The sequence below is a fragment of the Novosphingobium sp. BL-S-21 genome (assembly GCF_055521655.1).
The window spans coordinates 2,085,713-2,102,343 of the sequence record NZ_CM145495.1 but is presented as its reverse complement, the minus strand read 5'-3'; the positions used below and the strand labels follow the sequence as shown (position 1 = coordinate 2,102,343).

Below are 16,631 nucleotides of genomic sequence, written 5' to 3'. Positions count from 1 at the left end.
ATAACTGTTGACGCGCGCCGGCACTGGGCATATTAAGGCTTCAATGATAGCGCTACCAGTGTTGGCGCAACCCACGATCCGCTCGGAAGCGGACGTGATTTAAATGGGAGGGGATATCCAATGCGATCCAACCGTATTTCCGTTCGTGCCGTTCTTCTGAGCGCCGCCGCGCTTTCAGGCCTTTCCGCGCCTGCCGCCTTCGCGCAGGACGCTGCGGGCACCACGGCCGCCGACACCGCCGATACGACCGCCGCCCCTCAGGACGATACGCCTTCCGCGGGCGACATCATCGTCACCGGCATCCGCGCCTCGCTGCAGAGCGCAACCAATGCCAAGCGCGATGCCGTGACCTTCGGCGATTCGATCTTCGCCGAAGACATCGGCAAGCTGCCCGCCACCAACCTGGCCGAAACGCTGAACCGCATGCCCGGCGTGCGCCTCAACCGCGACATCAACGGCGAAGGCACCCAGGTCGCCATCCGCGGCCTTGGCCCCAGCTTCACCCGCGTGCTGCTGAACGGCTCGCAGCTCCAGGTCGCGTCCGACGGCGGCACCAACGGCGGCAGCGCCAACCGCGAAGTCGATCTCGACTTCTTCCCGTCCGAACTCTTCACCCGTCTCGACCTTGCCAAGAGTCCTTCGCCCTCGACGCTTGAAGGCGGTATCGCCGGCACCGTCAACCTGCACAACGCCCGCCCCTTCGACAAGGAAGGCACGCACTTCACCGTCGTCGGCCAGGGCCAGTATACCGATAGCAACGGCAAGATCAGCCCGCGCGGCGCGGTCGTCGCCAGCCACACCACGGATACCTTCGGCATTCTCGTCGGCGTGGCCGGCGTGAAGACCAAGACCCGCGTCGATGGCTTCGAATCCGTGGGCTGGACCGACGGCAACCTCGGCGCCGGCGATCCGGGCGGCAACAACTTCTCCTGGGCCTCGGTGGTTCCGACCAATACCGGCCACGGCCTCGTCGCCGGCCAGCCGGTGGACGTGGTCGCCACTTCGGGTCTCACCCGCGACCAGCTCAGCACCGCGCTGATCCCGCGCCTCGGCCGCAACAGCCTGACCAACGGCGACCGTTCGCGCATCTCCGCGCTGGCATCGCTCGAATGGCGTCCCAGCGACGAGCTGCACTTCGCGATCGACGGTATCTGGGCCAAGTCCAAGCGCGACTACTACAAGGTCAACATGAACTGGCAGGTCCGTAACTCGGGCCCGGGCACCAGCGCGCAGTCGACCGGCGGCATGATCCCGATCGACCTTGCGGTCGACGACAACGGCGTGGTCACCAGCGGCACCTTCGCCAACTCCTCGTTCTTCCTCGAAGCGAGCCAGTTCAAGCAGACCACCAAGTTCTGGAACATCGCGCCGAGCGTCACCTGGCAGCCTTCCGGCCGCGTGAAGGTGGAAGCCAATGCCAACTGGTCGAAGAGCAAGTTCTTCCGCGAACAGCCGACCTGGGCCTTCCAGACCACCCCGGGTTCGGGCGTGGACGTCTATTACGACAACAGCGGCGGCAACCAGCCGATCATCACCACCAATGTCGATCTCAACGATCCGAACATGGGCTGGGAATGGTACCGCCAGAACGTGTCGCTGGTTCGCCGCGACACCGAGACCCGCGGTGCCCACCTCGACACCACCATCGGCGACAGCGACTTCAGCGTGAAGTTCGGCGGCGCCTATGACCGGGCCCAGCGTTCGATCCGCGCCTACGACAACAGCCCGGCCTACCAGCTCTCCGTCTGCGGCGCCGGCTGCACCGGCGATACCGGCTCGATCACCACCGGCCAGATCCCGCAGTACCTGACCCAGTTCCCGGTCAGCAACTTCGGCCATCTCGCCAGCGGCAGCGTGGGCTACAATGCCTTCGTCATCCCCGACTTCGATGCCATCAAGCAGGCCACCAACTACGCCAGCTACCGTGACAGCGCGCCGGAAACGCGCGGCGCGGTGACCGGCGGCGCCACGGGCGACATCGACGAGACGGTGCTGGGCGCCTACTTCGAACTGAACGGCACCACCGAACTGTTCGGCCGCGAACTGCACATGAACGGCGGCATGCGCTATGCCCATACCAAGCAGATCGTCGTCGGCCCGAGCCAGGTCGGCACCGCCATCATCGACATCACCTCGCGCTCGAACTACGACAACTTCCTGCCCTCGGTGAATTTCACGTACGATGTGCTGGACAACCTGAAGCTGCGCTTCTCGGCCTCGCGCACGATGACGCGTCCGAATGCCGACCAGATCCTGCCGGGCATCACGTTCTCGGATCCCTCGGCCCTCACGGCCAGCGCGGGCAATCCTGATCTGAAGCCCTACACTTCGGACAACTTCGATATCGGCGGTGAATTCTACACCGGCGGCATCGGTTATGTCGGTGTGTCGGCCTTCCAGAAGAACATCGCCGGCTTCACCGTCACCACGTCCTCGGAAGTGCCCTTCGGTTCGCTCAACATTCCGTACGACAGCCTGATCTCGACCCAGCAGAACGCCCTCAGCGACCGCTCGCTCCAGACCGGCGTGCCGATCGCGAACCTGCCGATCACGGTGACCCGCCCGATCAACCTCAGCGATCTGAAGATCAAGGGCATCGAGGCCACCTGGGTGCAGCCGCTCGACTTCCTGGTGCAGGGCCTGGGCTTCTCGGCCAACGGCACCTACCTGAAGCAGTCCTCGTCCTCGGGCCTCGTTGCCACCGGTGTTTCGCCCTACTCGTACAACCTCCAGGGCTTCTACGAGAACAACGGCCTGTCGGTCAGCGTGAACTACGTCTGGAACGACGCATCGATCGCCGTGAACGGTCCGCAGAACGGCATCCAGAACGCCGCCCTGCGCTCGGACGCCCGTGGCCAGCTCGACATGTCGGCCGGCTACCAGCTGCCCTTCCTGAACAACGCGGTGCGCCTGACGCTCGATGTGCTGAACATCACCAACGAGCCGATCCGCACCACCTTCGAATACGACAATGCCGCTTACTCGGTCTACTATCCAGGCCGTCAGGTCCTGCTGGGTCTGCGCGCCAACTTCTGATTGTTCTTGCAGGGAACTCCTCCTCCCTGAAAACTCCGAGCCGGCGTCCATTCCCTGGATGCCGGCTCATTTCTTTTTATGGGGTCCGCGATGCTGCCGAAGTTCCGTCACCTTGCCCTCACCGCCCGGATGTTGACGGGCCGCCCGTTCAGGCGCGCGCTGATCCCGGCTGCTCTTGTGACGGCCGGGCTGGGCGTCTCGGCGCCTGCGCTGGCGGCGGCCTGCCCCTGGGTTTCGGCCTGGGGATCCTCGCAGATGCTTCCCGATGCCGACAATGCCCTTCCGGCCGAGGCCACGCGCGATGTGACGCTGCGGCAGATCGTGCGGCCCTCGATCGGCGGCACCGGACTGCGCGTGCGCCTGTCCAATGCTTTCGGCGACACGCCGCTGGTGATCGAGGCCGCCACGCTGGCCCGCGCCCGGGCGGCGGACAAGGCAGGGATCGACGCCCGTTCGCTCACGCCGCTGCGCTTCTCCGGCAAGGCCCGCGTGGTGATCCCGCCGGGCGCGGACTGGCTTTCCGACCCCCTGGACCTGCCCGTCCGCGCTTTCGAGGACCTGGCCGTCTCGCTCCACGTCCAGGCCATGCCCCAGCGCCAGACCGCGCATCCCGGCTCGCGCGCGACTTCGTACTGGATCGCGGGCGACCATGTTGCCGATGCCGAACTGGCCGCGGCCAAGCCGATCGACCACTGGTATCTCCTCTCGGGAATCGAGGCGCGGGCCTGCGGGGCGGGCGCAGTGGTGGCGCTGGGCGATTCGATAACCGACGGGCGCGGCTCCACCACCAATGGCAATGACCGCTGGACCGACGTGCTCGCCCGGCGGCTGGCGGGCAGTTCGGCGGGGGTTGCGGCTGGCAGGCGCGCGGTGATCAACCAGGGCATCGGCGGCAACCGCGTGCTGCTTGACGGGCTCGGGCCCAATGCCATGGCCCGGCTCGACCGCGACGTACTGGCGCTGCCCGGCGTCACTCACCTCATCGTGCTGGAAGGCATCAACGACCTGGGCGTCCTTACGCGCGACCACCCGGTGAGCGCTGCGGAACACGCCGCCATGGTGGAGCAGATCACCGGCGCCTACGGCCAAATCGTTGCCCGCGCCCATGCGAAGGGGATCAAGGTCTACGGCGCGACATTGCTGCCGTTCATGGGCATGGACTACTACCATCCGGGCGCCGTCAACGAGGCCGACCGCCAGGCGATCAACGCTTGGATCCGGGCACCGGGCAATTTCGATGCGGTGATCGATTTCGACAAGGTCATGCGCGATCCCGCGCGGCCGGACCGGCTCAATCCCGCCTATGACGTGGGCGACGCGATCCATCCCAACCCGGCCGGCTACAAGGCCATGGGCGAGGCGATACCGCTGGACTTGCTGCGCTAGGAAAGAGCGAGGAGAGGTGCGTCTCCCGGATCAAGTCCGGGATGACGATCTCAGGCCGGGCAGACGTCGTCTCCGGGGCGCGGCAGCGGTGTCGTGCGCAGCAGGGCAGGCGTCGGGCCGGGTCTGGCCGGATCGGTGGCGGCATAGAACGGGTCGCGCTGGGCCTGTTCCAGAGTGACGAACCGAAAGCCCATGTCCCGGTAGAGCGCCAGGAGCCGCGGCATCATCCGCGCATCGAAAGCGCCGACGTGGAGCAGCAGCACATAAGGCACATCGCGGCGGAACCGGGCCTGCGAAGCGGCCCGCGCGGCCTCGGCATCGGCGCGGGCGGCGGAAAGGAAGCGCGCTTCGAGATCGGCGATCGCGGCGGTGTTCCCCTGGGCGGCGCAGCGGGCATAAGGCGCGTTCCAGGCCCAGTCATCGAAGGAAAGGCTGACCCCGGCGATACGATAGTGCCGCTGCGCCAGCGCCGCCCGTACGGCGTCGCGCATGGCCGGGTCCCTGCCCTCGGCGAGGAAGGGGTAGCGTAGCCAGGGCTTCATGCCGCGGGGTGCTAGTGCGGCCTGGTCGCGGTCCAGTTCGGCCACGAATTCCGCCGCGCCCACTTTGTCCAAATTGAGATGCCGGAAGCCGTGATTGCCGAAAGGCAGCCCGGCGGCGCGCCAATGGTCCAGCACGGTATCGAGATCGCCAGCCTCGCCCTTGCCGGCATTGACGAAGCCGAAAGCCGGGGCGCGGGCCTGTTTCAAGGCGGCCAGAATGGCGTCGGTCACCGAGAGCGGGGTATCGCCGCTGGGGTAAGGCGTGTGCAGGGGCAGGTCGTCGAACGTGAGCGCGATCTGCGGCGCGGGGGCGGCAAGCGCGGGATGCGGGGCGAGAACCAGCGCCAGTGCGGCGGCCAGCAGGCGCGTGGATTTTGCGGCTGGCGCCCTGGTTGCCGTTGCGACCTGCGTCGTTACTTCCGCCTGCACGCCCTCTTCCCCCACCTTTTCCTGAACCGTCCCTCCGCACTGCCCATCCCTTATTTCGTCATTGCGAGCGTAGCGAAGCAATCCAGAGTCGCGCAGAGCCGCCCTGGATTGCTTCGCTACGCTCGCAATGACGAGGTGTGTCGGGTGTCGGGTGTCGGATGTCTGTGTTTCCGTCTGTCGGCTGTGCGCGTGGTTCAAGAGACTGCGCGCCCCTTGGGCGATCTCGCATACCCGCACCCCCCACAGGAGCGCCCAAAGGGATGGCGAACCGCGTCTGGTTCGCCATCCCTTCGCCGTATTAGTGAACGAAGGGATCGATCGTCTTGATCGTGCCATCTTCGTTGTAGTGCAGTTCGGTGACCTTGACGTTGCGCAGGCGCGTCTGGCCGGAGAGCTGGCTGTCGGCATAGAACAGCCACCACTTGCCGTCCTTCTCGACGATCGAGTGATGCGAGGTCCAGCCTTCGACCGGGTTCAGGATGCGGCCCTTGTACGTGAAGGGACCGTAGGGGTTATCGCCGATACCGTAAGCGATGTAGTGCGTGTCGCCGGTCGAGTAGCTGAAGTAGTACTTGCCCTTGTACTTGTGCATCCACGAGGCTTCGAAGAACCGGCGGTCATGGTCGCCGCCGAGCAGGAGCTTGCCCTTCTCGTCGACGATCTTCACTTCACGCGGCGCCTCGGCGAATTCCAGCATGTCGCCGGTCATGCGCGCCACGCGCGGGAGCAGGGCGGGCTTGTCGTCGGCCTGGAGGTCGGTCTTCGAACCGTTCGGATCGTACTTGCCGTTCACGTTGCGCTGGAGCTGGCCGCCCCAGATGCCGCCGAAGTACATGTAGCTCTGGCCGTCGTCGTCAGTGAAGACGGCGGGATCCATCGAGTAGCTGCCCTTGATCGGCTGCGGTTCCGCCTTGAACGGGCCCATCGGGTCCTTCGAGGTGGCAACGCCGATGCGGAAGGCGCCCTGCTTGTCCTTGGCCGGGAAGTAGAGGTAGTACGTGCCGTTCTTGAAGGCGGCGTCGGGCGCCCACATCTGCTTCGAGGCCCAGGGCACCTGCTTCACGTCCAGCGCGAGAGGACCGATGGTGACCTTGTCGCCCACCTTGTCCATCGACAGGACGTGGTAGTCGCGCATTTCGAAGTGGCCGCCGAGATCGTCTTCCGGCGTCGGGCCGTCCACGTCGTGGCTGTTGTAGATGTAGAACTTGCCGTTCCAGACATGGGCGGAAGGATCGGCGGTGTACATCTCGCTGACCAGCGGCTGCGAAAGGTACTTCTTGCCCGAAGCGGCGCCGGCTTCGGTGGCATCGGCCGATGCGGCGGCGTCAGGCGCGCCTCCGGTACCATTGCAGGCGGCCATCAGGCCGCAGAAAGCTGTAGCCGCAAGGGCTGCGTAAATTCGCCTCGACACATCTATCTCCCGGTCGGTTTAAACCTTCTATCCGAAAGATAGCGCTAACATCCGTCAGGGGCAACCGGGATATTCTCGCCCCCCGATCAGGCGAATTCCGGCCGCCGAGCGGCGCGAACTCTGCCGATGCCCGCCACGAAAACGAGCGCGGCCACCACGGCGAACGCGCCGGCCAGGGCGAAGGCGGGCGTGTAGGAGCCGGTCAGCTCGCGGATCACCCCGGCGCCGAAAGCGGCCAGCGCGGCGCCCATCTGGTGCGCCACCATTACCCAGCCGAACACGATCGGCGCGTCGCGCTCTCCAAAGGAAAGGTTGGCGAGCTTGAGCGTCGGCGGCACCGTGGCGATCCAGTCCAGCCCGTAGAACACCGCGAAGATGGTCAGGCTGACCGTGCCGAAATCGATGAAGGGCAGGGCCAGCAGCGACAGTCCGCGCAGGCCGTAATAGACGGCCAGGAGGCGGCGCGGGTCGTGGCGATCGGACAGCCAGCCCGACGCGGTCGTGCCGATCAGGTCGAAGAAGCCCATCAGCGAAAGCAGCCCGGCGGCCGCGACCGGGGCGATGCCGTGGTCTCCGCAGAAGGCGATCATATGAGTGCCGACCAGGCCGTTGGTGGTGAGGCCGCAGACGAAGAAGCTTCCCGCCAGCAGCCAGAACACCGGCTTGCGGGCGGCGCGGACGAGCGCCTCGATGGCGAGCCAGGGCGTCGCCGCCTGCTTCATCGGCGGTGCGGGGGCAGTGCCTTCCTCTTCGCCGAAGCGCCGCACGCCGCGGGTCTCGGGACGTTCGGGGACGAACAGGGCCACCACGGGGATAAGCGCGGCGCAGCCCAGGCTGACGGCCAGTGCCACCGGCCGCCAGGCGCCGCCTTCCGACAGCCAGGCCAGGAAGGGCAGGAACACGAGCGCGCCGGTGGCCGTGCTGGCGCTCAGCATGCCCATGACCAGCCCTTGCCGCGAGGCGAACCAGCGGTTGACCACGGCCGCGCCCAGCACCGAGGCGACGGCACCCGAACCGATGCCCGACAGCACGCCCCAGCTCAGCACGAAATGCCAGGGCGCCGTCATCCAGCGGCTGGCGAAAGTGGACAGCGCCATGAGCACGAGGCCTGCCAGCATGGTGCGCTTGATCCCCACGCTCATCATCAGCGCCGCGGCGAAGGGGCCGACGAGGCCGTAGAGCAGGATGCCGATGGCCGCGGAGAACGAGATCGTCGCCCGGTCCCAGCCGAAGTGCAGTTCCAGGGGCAGCATCATCACGCCCGGCGCCGATCGCAGACCGGCCGAGAACAGCAGGGCGAAGAATGTCACGGCCACGACGATCCAGGCGGGGTGCGGGCGGCGGAGGGCAAGGGGCATGGGCAGGTTTCCCGAAAAGGTCGAAGCGGAGAGATAGCGGGAGTCCCGCCGCGATCCGAACGAGAAAGATTGGCGCGGGTTGTGAATTCCAGTAACAACCCGGGCATGTACCGCCCGCCCTCGCTCAACACGCTGCGTGCGCTGGTCGCCGCTGCCCGGCACCGCAGTTTCACGCGGGCGGCCGAGGAACTGGGCGTTACGCACGGCGCGATCAGCCACCGGGTCCGCGAAGTGGAGGAGCGGCTGGGAGAGCCGATGTTCGAGCGGCAGGGCAATTCCATGCAGCCGACCCTGGCGGCGCTGCGCATCCTGCCCACCGTGCGGCAGTCGCTGGAACTGATCGCCAGCGTATTCCCGGAACCGCCCGCGGCGGGGCATGTGGTGCTGAAAGTGGCGGTGCTCCCGTCATTCGCCTCGCACTGGCTGGTGCCGCGATTGGCGGAGTTCCACGAATCCCATCCCGGCATCGCCATCGCGCTCGATCCGCGCATGGACCTCAGCCCGGTCGGCCCGCAGGGGCTGGACGCCGCCATCCGCTATGGCAGCGGCGAGTGGCCGGGGCTGGTGGTCGAACGGCTGATGCAGGACACCGTGTTCCCCGCCTGCTCGCCCGCCTATCGCGAGCGGATGGGGATCGAGAGCGAGCAGGACCTCGGCCGCTGCCGGTTCCTGCGCAATTCCTGGCAGCCTTGGACGCCGTGGTTCCAGCGCGCCGGGCTGGCGCTGCCGGAGCCTACCGATTCGCAGCCCTACGACGATGCCGGTCTGCTGCTGGAAGCGACCGCGGCCGGCCATGGCGTGGCGCTCGTGCGCAAGGTGATCGCGCAGGACGCCATCGCCGCGGGGCGGCTGGTCCGTCTCTCCGCGGTCGAGCATCCCTTTGAAGGCGCCTATCATTTCGTTCGCCATCCCGGCAGTCCTCCGGCCAGGACCGCGGCGGTGCTGGCCTTCGCGGCGTGGCTGAAGCATCGCCTTGATGGTGAGTTTACCGGAGCGAAACTCCAACACCCGTAATTGCCATTGCCGGGACCGCGCCAAGCTGGCACGGGCAGGTCGAGGGCAATGCGAATGACCATCCTGCAAGATATCGAGAAACTCGTCGTCCGGCTCGCACCAGAGCCGGTCTGCGACGATTGCATCACGCAAAGGCTGGGCCTGAGCGTTCTTCACCATGCGGATGTCCAGACCCGCGAACTCGTTGGAACCAACGGTTTCGTGCGGAGCAAGGACGAATGCAGCCTTTGCGGCGAGACCAAGCTGGTGATTCGCCGGCACTGACGGCGCGGCTTGCGCCGCGTCAGTGCCTCAGCAGCACCGTCCGCCGTTCTTGCCGCCGTACCGCGCCTCCTGACGGTCCCGGAAGAACGCCTTGCGGTCCATCACCGGGCGGTCCGGGTGATGCGCGGCCATGTGCCGGACGTAATCGTCGTAGTCCGGCAGGCCCACCATGAGCCGGGCCGTGCGGCGCAGGGTTTGGATCAGGTCGCTCATGCCGGCACCGGCCGCGGGGAGGCCTCATGGGCGGGGATCTCGTTCACGGTCGGCACCGGGCTGCGGCGCGAGGCCATGCAGGTGCGCCAGGTGAAGACCATCAGGGAGAGCACCACCGCCAGGAACACCGCCACCAGCGCGGCGTCGACCCGGTCGTTGAAGACGATGCGCTCCATCTGTTCCAGGGACTTGGCGGGGTTCAGCAGTTCGCCCCGCTCCAGCGCGGCGGAGAACCTGGCGCCGTGCGCCAGGAAGCCGACGGCGGGATCGGCGGAGAACAGCTTCAGCCAGCCCGCCGAAAGCGTGCAGATCAGCAGCCACGCGGTCGGCAGCACGGTGACCCAGGCGTAGCGGTCGCGCTTCATGCGGAACAGCACGGCGGTCGCCAGCATGAGGGCGATGGCGGCGAGCATCTGGTTCGAAATGCCGAACACCGGCCAGAGCGTGTTCACCCCGCCCAGCGGATCGGTGACGCCCTGATAGAGGAAGAACCCCCAGGCCGCCACGCAAAGCGCCGTGGCGACGAGGCCGGGGACCTGGCTCCTGCTCTCGCCGAGGCGGGGCACGGCCAGCGCCATCAGATCCTGCAGCATGAAGCGTCCGGCGCGGGTGCCCGCGTCCACCGCGGTGAGGATGAACAGGGCCTCGAACAGGATCGCGAAATGGTACCAGAAGGCCTTCATCGCCGGCCCGCCAACGACGTGGGAGAAGATCTCCGCCATGGCCACGGCCAGGGTCGGCGCGCCGCCCGCGCGCGAGATGATGGTGTGCTCGCCCACGTCCCGGGCGGTCTGGGCGATGGTCTCGGGGGAGATCGCGAAGCCCATGGCCGTCACCGCGTGGGCGGCGCTGGCGGCGTCGGTTCCGATCAGCGCGGCGGGGCTGTTCATGGTGAAGTAGATGCCCGGATCGAGGATCGAGGCGCCCACCAGCGCCATGATCGCCACGAAGGCCTCCATCAGCATGGCGCCGTAGCCGATCAGCGGGGCATCGCTCTCGCTGGCGATCAGCTTGGGCGTGGTGCCGCTGGCGATCAGGGCGTGGAAGCCGGAGACCGCGCCGCAGGCGATGGTGATGAACAGGAAGGGGAACAGCCCGCCCGAGAAGACCGGCCCGCCGCCAGAGGCAAAGGCGGTGAGCGCGGGCATCCGCAGCGGCGGCGCCATGATGACGATGCCGATGGCGAGCGCGGCGATGGCGCCGATCTTGAGGAAAGTGGAAAGGTAGTCGCGCGGGGCCAGCAGCAGCCAGACCGGCAGGACCGAAGCGACCGCGCCGTAACCGATCAGGATCCAGCAGAGCTGCACTGGCGTGAACGTGAACAGCGGTCCCCACACCGGCGACTGGGCGATGGCCTGGCCATAGACGATGGCGGCCAGCAGCCCGACGAGGCCGAGGATGGAGACTTCCCCGATCCGGCCGGGCCGGATCCAGCGGGTATAAGCGCCCATCAGCATGGCCAGCGGCACGGTGGCGGCCACGGTGAACATCCCCCAGGGGCTCTCCGCCAGGGCCTTCACGACGATCAGCGCCAGCACGGCCAGGATGATGACCATGATCATGAAGGCGCCGAACAGCGCGATGGTCCCGGCCACCTGCCCCATTTCCATGCGGATCAGCTCGCCCAGCGAGCGCCCGTCGCGCCGCATCGAGATGAACAGGACCATGAAGTCCTGCACCGCCCCTGCCAGCACGACGCCGCCGATGATCCAGAGCGTGCCCGGCAGGTAGCCCATCTGCGCCGCCAGCACCGGCCCGACCAGCGGTCCGGCCCCGGCGATTGCGGCGAAATGGTGCCCGAACAGCACGGTGCGGTCGGTCGCGACATAGTCCAGCCCGTCGGCGCGGCGCAGGGCGGGCGTCGGCCGCGACGGGTCCAGCTTCATGACGTGGCGGGCGATGAACAGCGCATAATAGCGATAGGAGACGAGGAAGCAGCAGACGGCGGCCACCACGATCCACAGCGCGTTCACCGCCTCTCCACGCGAAACCGCGACGACGGCGAGCGAAATGGCGCCGACAAGGCCGGTGAGGAGCCAGGGCAAGTGGCGGATCATGGTGCTCTCCTTCTGGCGCCGTCTCCCCGCGCCGATCTCCCCGTGCATAAAGCCTTGGGCCGACGAGGGAACCGGGAAATCGCAACTCGTCGGCCGGGATGTCATCGGAGACCCGTTCGCCGACAGCGACCGGACCTTGGGCGGCGGCTGGCGTTCCGTGGCAATGTGTGACAGGCAACCAAAGAAGATTGGCGGGCGTTGAATTGCGTGGCACCACGGCGCCGCCGACGCGTTTCGGCCTAATCTGCTTTGTTTCTAATGCATTGGCACGCCGCACCTGGCACGGCGGATCGGTCCGCCGCCGTCTATCCTTGGGGGAAATGAAGCCTTGCGTGGCTGGATACTGTTTCATCGCGAGCTTGATCCCGCGAACTCGGAAGTGCCCGAGGTGCTGCGCTTCCAGGAAGCGGCCAGCGCCATGGGCATCGAGCTGCAAGTGCTCCATCCCCACAAGTTCGACCTGGTGGTCGGCTCCGAGGAAGGCTGGAGCACGACTTACCAGGGGCGGCTGGTGGAGCGCCCGGATTTCGTGATCTGCCGCACCGGCGCGGAGACGGACTATTTCACTCTGGCCCTGCTGCGCCATCTGGAGCGGCGCGGCGTGCGGCTGGTCAACGGCCCGGCGACGATCGAGCAGGTGGCGGACAAGCTGCACACCCTGCAGACGCTCAACCGCGCCGGTCTGCCGATCCCGCGCACGATCCTGGGCACTTTCCCCATCGACGTCGACCTCGTGGAGCGCGAACTGGGTTTTCCCGTGATCGTCAAGACGCTGAAGGGCACGCGCGGGGCCGGTGTGCTCAAGTGCGAGGATCGCAACCAGTTCGAGGATCTGGCCGGGCTGCTGGAAAGCGCCGATGCCCAGGCCGACTTCATCCTCCAGCATTACGTCCGCGCCAGCCATGGCCGCGATGTGCGCGTGCTGGTGGTGGGCGGCCGCGTGGTGGCGGCGATGGAGCGGCGCTCGCTGACCGGGGGCTTCAAGTCCAACGTCTCGCTCGGCGGCGTGGGGATCGCTTATAATCCGCCGCCGGAAATGGCCGAACTGGCGGTCCAGGCGGCCGACGTGCTGGGGCTGGACGTGACCGGGATCGACATCCTCTTCGACGAGGAAGGCTACCGGATCTGCGAGGCGAACTCGGCGCCGGGCTTCCAGGGGCTGGAGCGCGCCACCAGCTACGACGTGCCCTCGGCGATCCTCGAATGGGTGATCTCCACCCAGGACGCGGCGGAGCCTGTCACGGCCCCGGCGGCGGAAAGCAATGCCCTGGCCGAACTCGCTTTCGGAGGGCGCGCGGGCCTGCGCGTCCTCAGCGACCGCAACCCCGAATATCGCCGCTTCGCCAGCGCCGTCGGCCTGCGCATGGTCGGCGCCGGGCTGGGCTGCCTGGCCCATGCCAGCCTCCCGCCGATGCTGGTCGACCGCAAGAGCCGGGTCGGCACCGGCCTGCGCACCCTGTTCGACGGCCGGGTCAACGCCGATCTCTCGGCGCTCAACGACACCGAACAGGAAAGGACGCTGATGATCGTGCTGGTGGCGGCGATCTGGGCGGCGGTCCTGCCCTGGCTGGCGGGCGCGGACGTGGTTCCCGGCGCCGTGCTTTCGGTGATCGCCTTGTGCTTCCCCGTGCTGTTCATGACCACCGCGCCGACGGGACGGTTCGGCAGGTCCGCTTCCTCGCTGCGCCGAAGGACCGGCGGATGATCGATCCGGCGACCATTCCCTGGGCCGCGCTCGCCCCGTTCATCATTGCCGGCTTCCTCGCCCAATTGGTCGACGGCGGGTTGGGCATGGGCTTCGGCGTCCTGTCCAACTCGCTGCTGATGCTGCTCGGGGTGCCGCCGGGGGCGGCCTCGGCCGTGACGCACCGGGTGGAGAGCTTCACCAGCGGCGCATCGGGCATCGCCCATGCCTTGCAGCGCAATGTGGACTGGCCGCTGTTCGCGCGGCTGGTCGTGCCGGGCATCGCCGGAGGGCTGCTGGGCGTCTGGGTGCTCACCAGCGTCAGCATGGCGATCCTGCGCCCTGCCGTGCTGGTCTACCTCGCAGCCGTGGGGCTCTACCTGATCTGGCGGGGGCCGCGGCGGCCGCAGTCGTACCGGCGGATGAAGCTGGTCGGTCCGCTCGGCCTCATCGCGGGCTTCCTCGATGCCTCGGGCGGGGGCTGGGGACCGATGGTGACGGGCAACCTCATGGCCCAGGGCATGACCCCGCGCATGGCGATCGGCACGGCCAATGCCGCCGAGTTCTTCGTCACCGTCACCGTGCTCACCGCCTTCATCGGCAGGCTGGGCGTGGAATCGCTGACGATCGCCGCCAGCGGCCTGCTGATCGGCGGCGTGGTGGCCGCACCGTTCGGCGCCCTGCTCACCCGGCGCATTTCCCCGCGCCGGCTGATGGAACTGACCGGCGCGACGCTCGTGGCGCTGAGCCTGGGCGGACTGATCTCCATGATGTTCTCTCCGATCCCGCTGTTTTCGCGGCTTTAATCGGCGAGTGGTGGGCGTGGCGGGATCGCCAAGGGCCCCAAAACTGGCCAATCGGCGCATCGTCGGCTATGGAGGCCGGATCGCCGACTGGAATTTGCGCGCCGGCGACTGAGAGACCAACGAGCTCCCGCATAAAGGAGCCGCTCATGGAACTCTGTAAAATCCTGAGGATTCAAGTCTCGCGCGCCGCGCACGCGGGAAGCGGCTGGCTGTGCCCTGTCCCGATCGACATGGCTTCGACCTCCAGCAACTTCGCCCCCCGATAATCGAGAAGATCCGCATGAACGCCAAGACCACCGCCCATCCCGCCCCGCCGACCCGCATCCAGGAAAACCTGCTGGCACGGCGCGAGCGGCAGCTCCTGCAATGGCTCTGCGCCCGCATGCCCCGCTGGGTGACGCCGGACCTGCTGACCGCCGGGGGCCTGCTGGGCGCGTTCATGACTTTCGCGGGCTATACGGCCAGCAACCTGTCCCCGGGCTGGCTATGGCTGGCCATGGCCGGGTACGTGGTGCAGTGGTTCGGCGATTCCATGGACGGCAGCCTCGCCCGCTTCCGCAAGATCGAGCGTCCCTCCTACGGCTATTTCATCGACCATAGCTGCGACGGCCTGACCACCGCGCTGATCGTCTGGGGCATCGGCACCAGTCCCTATGTCACGATGGACGTGGCGATGGTGGCGCTCGTCGGCTACCTGCTGCTGTCGATCCACGCTTATCTCGCCGCCCGGGTCCTTGGCGAATTCAAGCTCTCGTATCTCCAGGCCGGCCCCACCGAACTGCGCTTCATGCTGATCGGTCTGACCGCGATGATGATGCTGCTGGGCACGGGACGCGGCCTGTTCGGCATGGTTTCGGGCTTCGACCTGTTCGTGGGCTCGGTCGGCGCGATCCTGATGGTGCTCTTCGTGGTGCAGACGCTGGTCACCGGCAAGCGCCTCGCCGCGGCGAGCTGATCCGCGTAATATTGTTGCGCGCATTTCGGCTGTAAACCGGCGAGGCTTGCTCTAAGGCGGGCCGCTTGAAACGAAGCGGCTCCTAGGGCGGAGCCTTGCAGGGGCGCCAAAGTGACGGTTGAAGAGTCGGGTGTGATCGGATGGTGCGGCACGAGCGCGGAGCCGCGGCGATGAACGTCTATCGCAGCAATTCCCGCGTCCTGGCCGCCAGCCTGGTCGGTACCGCCGTCGAATTCTACGACTTCTACATCTACGCCACCGCTGCGGCGCTGGTGTTCGGCCCGCTGTTCTTCCCGGGGGAATCGCCCTCGGTGCAGCGGCTGGCCGCCTATGCCAGCTTCGCGATCGCTTTCATCGCCCGGCCGGTGGGCGCCACGCTGTTCGGCCACTTCGGTGACAGGGTGGGGCGTAAGTCCACGCTGGTCGCCTCGCTGCTGCTGATGGGCGGCGCCACGGTGATCATCGGCCTCCTGCCCACTTACGAGAGCATCGGCTGGTTCGCGCCGCTGCTGCTGTGCCTCATGCGCTTCTCGCAGGGACTGGGCCTCGGCGGCGAGTGGGGTGGTGCCGCGCTGCTGGCGGTGGAGAATGCCCCGCCCGGCTACCGCGCGCGCTTCGGCATGTTTCCCCAGCTCGGCGCGCCGGTGGGCTTCATCGCCGCCAACGGGCTGTTCCTGGTCTTCAGCATGACCCTGAGCGACGCGGACTTCCTCGCCTGGGGCTGGCGCATTCCCTTCCTGCTGAGTTCGGTGCTGGTCGGCCTGGGCCTGTGGATCCGCCTGAAGCTGACGGAAACCCCGGCCTTCGAAGCCGTGCTGGAGGAAACCCCGCCCAAGTCGATCCCGATCGTCGAGCTGTTCCGCACGCATTTGCGCCAGACCCTGGCCGGCACTTTCGCGGTGATCGCCTGCTTCGCGCTTTACTACCTCACCACGACGTTCGCGCTGGGCTATGGCACCGAGACGCTGGGCTACGATCGCCGCAGCTTCCTGGGCGTGCAATTGTTCGCGATCCTGTTCATGGCGCTGGGCATCGTTCTCGCCGGCTATGCGGCGGACCGCTGGAGTTCGCGCGGCGTGCTGATCGCGGGCTGCCTGGGCGCCATGGGGGTGGGCCTGCTGATGGGGCCGATGTTCGCGGCCGGATCGCTCTCGGCCATCGCCGCCTTCCTGTGCCTGGGCCTGTTCACGATGGGCTTCGTCTACGGTCCGGTCGCCTCGCTCCTGCCGCAGCTGTTCGACGCGCGGGTCCGCTATACGGGATCGTCCATCGCCTTCAACGTCGGCGGCATCTTCGGCGGCGGCTTCGCGCCCGCTATCGCTCAGACGCTGGCCGACAAGGGCGGCGTGCTATATGTGGGCACGTATATCTCGGCGGCTGCGATCCTCAGCCTGATCGGCCTGCTGTCGATCCGGCGCAACACCGAGCGGACCTTCACCGCCTAGAACGTCTTCCCATCGGGTGGAATCGCCTGAT

General features: G+C 67.3%; 13 protein-coding genes. 8 read left to right on the top strand and 5 right to left on the bottom strand.

What is annotated here, in order from left to right:
* The first annotated feature begins 120 nt into the window (after positions 1 to 120).
* The gene (locus ACZ1J6_RS08365) at positions 121 to 3,036 is read left to right on the top strand and encodes a TonB-dependent receptor (protein WP_465127292.1); all 2,916 of its coding nucleotides are present in this window, start codon (positions 121 to 123) and stop codon (positions 3,034 to 3,036) included.
* Between the two features lie 129 nt (positions 3,037 to 3,165).
* Complete coding sequence (locus ACZ1J6_RS08360; protein WP_465127447.1) at positions 3,166 to 4,422, top strand: SGNH/GDSL hydrolase family protein; 1,257 nt, start codon at positions 3,166 to 3,168, stop codon at positions 4,420 to 4,422.
* A gap of 50 nt (positions 4,423 to 4,472) precedes the next feature.
* On the opposite strand, the gene ACZ1J6_RS08355 is transcribed toward ACZ1J6_RS08360, so the two are convergent.
* From ACZ1J6_RS08355 to ACZ1J6_RS08345, 3 genes are all read right to left on the bottom strand, one after another.
* Positions 4,473 to 5,393 carry a polysaccharide deacetylase family protein gene (locus tag ACZ1J6_RS08355; protein WP_465127291.1) on the bottom strand — a complete coding sequence of 307 codons (921 nt, stop codon included), beginning with the start codon at positions 5,391 to 5,393 and terminating at the stop codon, positions 4,473 to 4,475.
* A 298-nt stretch (positions 5,394 to 5,691) separates the two neighbouring features.
* A complete protein-coding gene (locus tag ACZ1J6_RS08350) occupies positions 5,692 to 6,753 on the bottom strand; it encodes a glycoside hydrolase family 43 protein (protein ID WP_132267924.1) in 1,062 nt (353 codons plus the stop codon).
* 137 nt (positions 6,754 to 6,890) lie between these two features.
* Positions 6,891 to 8,162 (bottom strand): MFS transporter, encoded by a 1,272-nt coding sequence (locus ACZ1J6_RS08345; protein ID WP_431568834.1) that lies wholly within the window; start codon positions 8,160 to 8,162, stop codon positions 6,891 to 6,893.
* 105 nt (positions 8,163 to 8,267) lie between these two features.
* Here ACZ1J6_RS08345 and ACZ1J6_RS08340 point away from each other — a divergent pair, with 105 nt between their 5' ends.
* Together ACZ1J6_RS08340 and ACZ1J6_RS08335 are read left to right on the top strand one after the other, a co-directional pair.
* Positions 8,268 to 9,176 carry a LysR substrate-binding domain-containing protein gene (locus tag ACZ1J6_RS08340; protein WP_431568835.1) on the top strand — a complete coding sequence of 303 codons (909 nt, stop codon included), beginning with the start codon at positions 8,268 to 8,270 and terminating at the stop codon, positions 9,174 to 9,176.
* A gap of 54 nt (positions 9,177 to 9,230) precedes the next feature.
* Positions 9,231 to 9,440, top strand: coding sequence for a hypothetical protein (locus tag ACZ1J6_RS08335; RefSeq protein WP_132267633.1), 210 nt, complete (start codon positions 9,231 to 9,233; stop codon positions 9,438 to 9,440).
* A gap of 27 nt (positions 9,441 to 9,467) precedes the next feature.
* Here ACZ1J6_RS08335 and ACZ1J6_RS08330 read toward each other — a convergent pair whose 3' ends face one another.
* Complete coding sequence (locus ACZ1J6_RS08330) at positions 9,468 to 9,653, bottom strand: YbdD/YjiX family protein (RefSeq protein ID WP_431568836.1); 186 nt, start codon at positions 9,651 to 9,653, stop codon at positions 9,468 to 9,470.
* A complete protein-coding gene (locus ACZ1J6_RS08325; protein ID WP_465127290.1) occupies positions 9,650 to 11,710 on the bottom strand; it encodes a carbon starvation CstA family protein in 2,061 nt (686 codons plus the stop codon). Before ACZ1J6_RS08325 ends, ACZ1J6_RS08330 begins: the two co-directional genes overlap by 4 nt.
* 328 nt (positions 11,711 to 12,038) lie before the next feature.
* Between ACZ1J6_RS08325 and ACZ1J6_RS08320 the strand changes: the two genes are divergently transcribed.
* The 4 genes from ACZ1J6_RS08320 to ACZ1J6_RS08305 all read left to right on the top strand — a co-directional run bounded on the left by ACZ1J6_RS08320 (position 12,039) and on the right by ACZ1J6_RS08305 (position 16,600).
* On the top strand, positions 12,039 to 13,415 hold the full coding sequence (locus ACZ1J6_RS08320; RefSeq protein WP_132267628.1) for an ATP-grasp domain-containing protein: 1,377 nt from the start codon (positions 12,039 to 12,041) through the stop codon (positions 13,413 to 13,415).
* Positions 13,412 to 14,200: a sulfite exporter TauE/SafE family protein gene (locus ACZ1J6_RS08315; protein WP_132267626.1), complete on the top strand. Its 789-nt coding sequence runs from the start codon at positions 13,412 to 13,414 to the stop codon at positions 14,198 to 14,200. The genes ACZ1J6_RS08320 and ACZ1J6_RS08315 overlap by 4 nt, the downstream gene beginning before the upstream one ends.
* A 280-nt stretch (positions 14,201 to 14,480) precedes the next feature.
* Positions 14,481 to 15,155 (top strand): CDP-alcohol phosphatidyltransferase family protein, encoded by a 675-nt coding sequence (locus ACZ1J6_RS08310; RefSeq protein ID WP_243654319.1) that lies wholly within the window; start codon positions 14,481 to 14,483, stop codon positions 15,153 to 15,155.
* Between the two features lie 170 nt (positions 15,156 to 15,325).
* Complete coding sequence (locus tag ACZ1J6_RS08305; protein WP_465127289.1) at positions 15,326 to 16,600, top strand: MFS transporter; 1,275 nt, start codon at positions 15,326 to 15,328, stop codon at positions 16,598 to 16,600.
* The last annotated feature ends 31 nt before the right edge of the window (positions 16,601 to 16,631 follow it).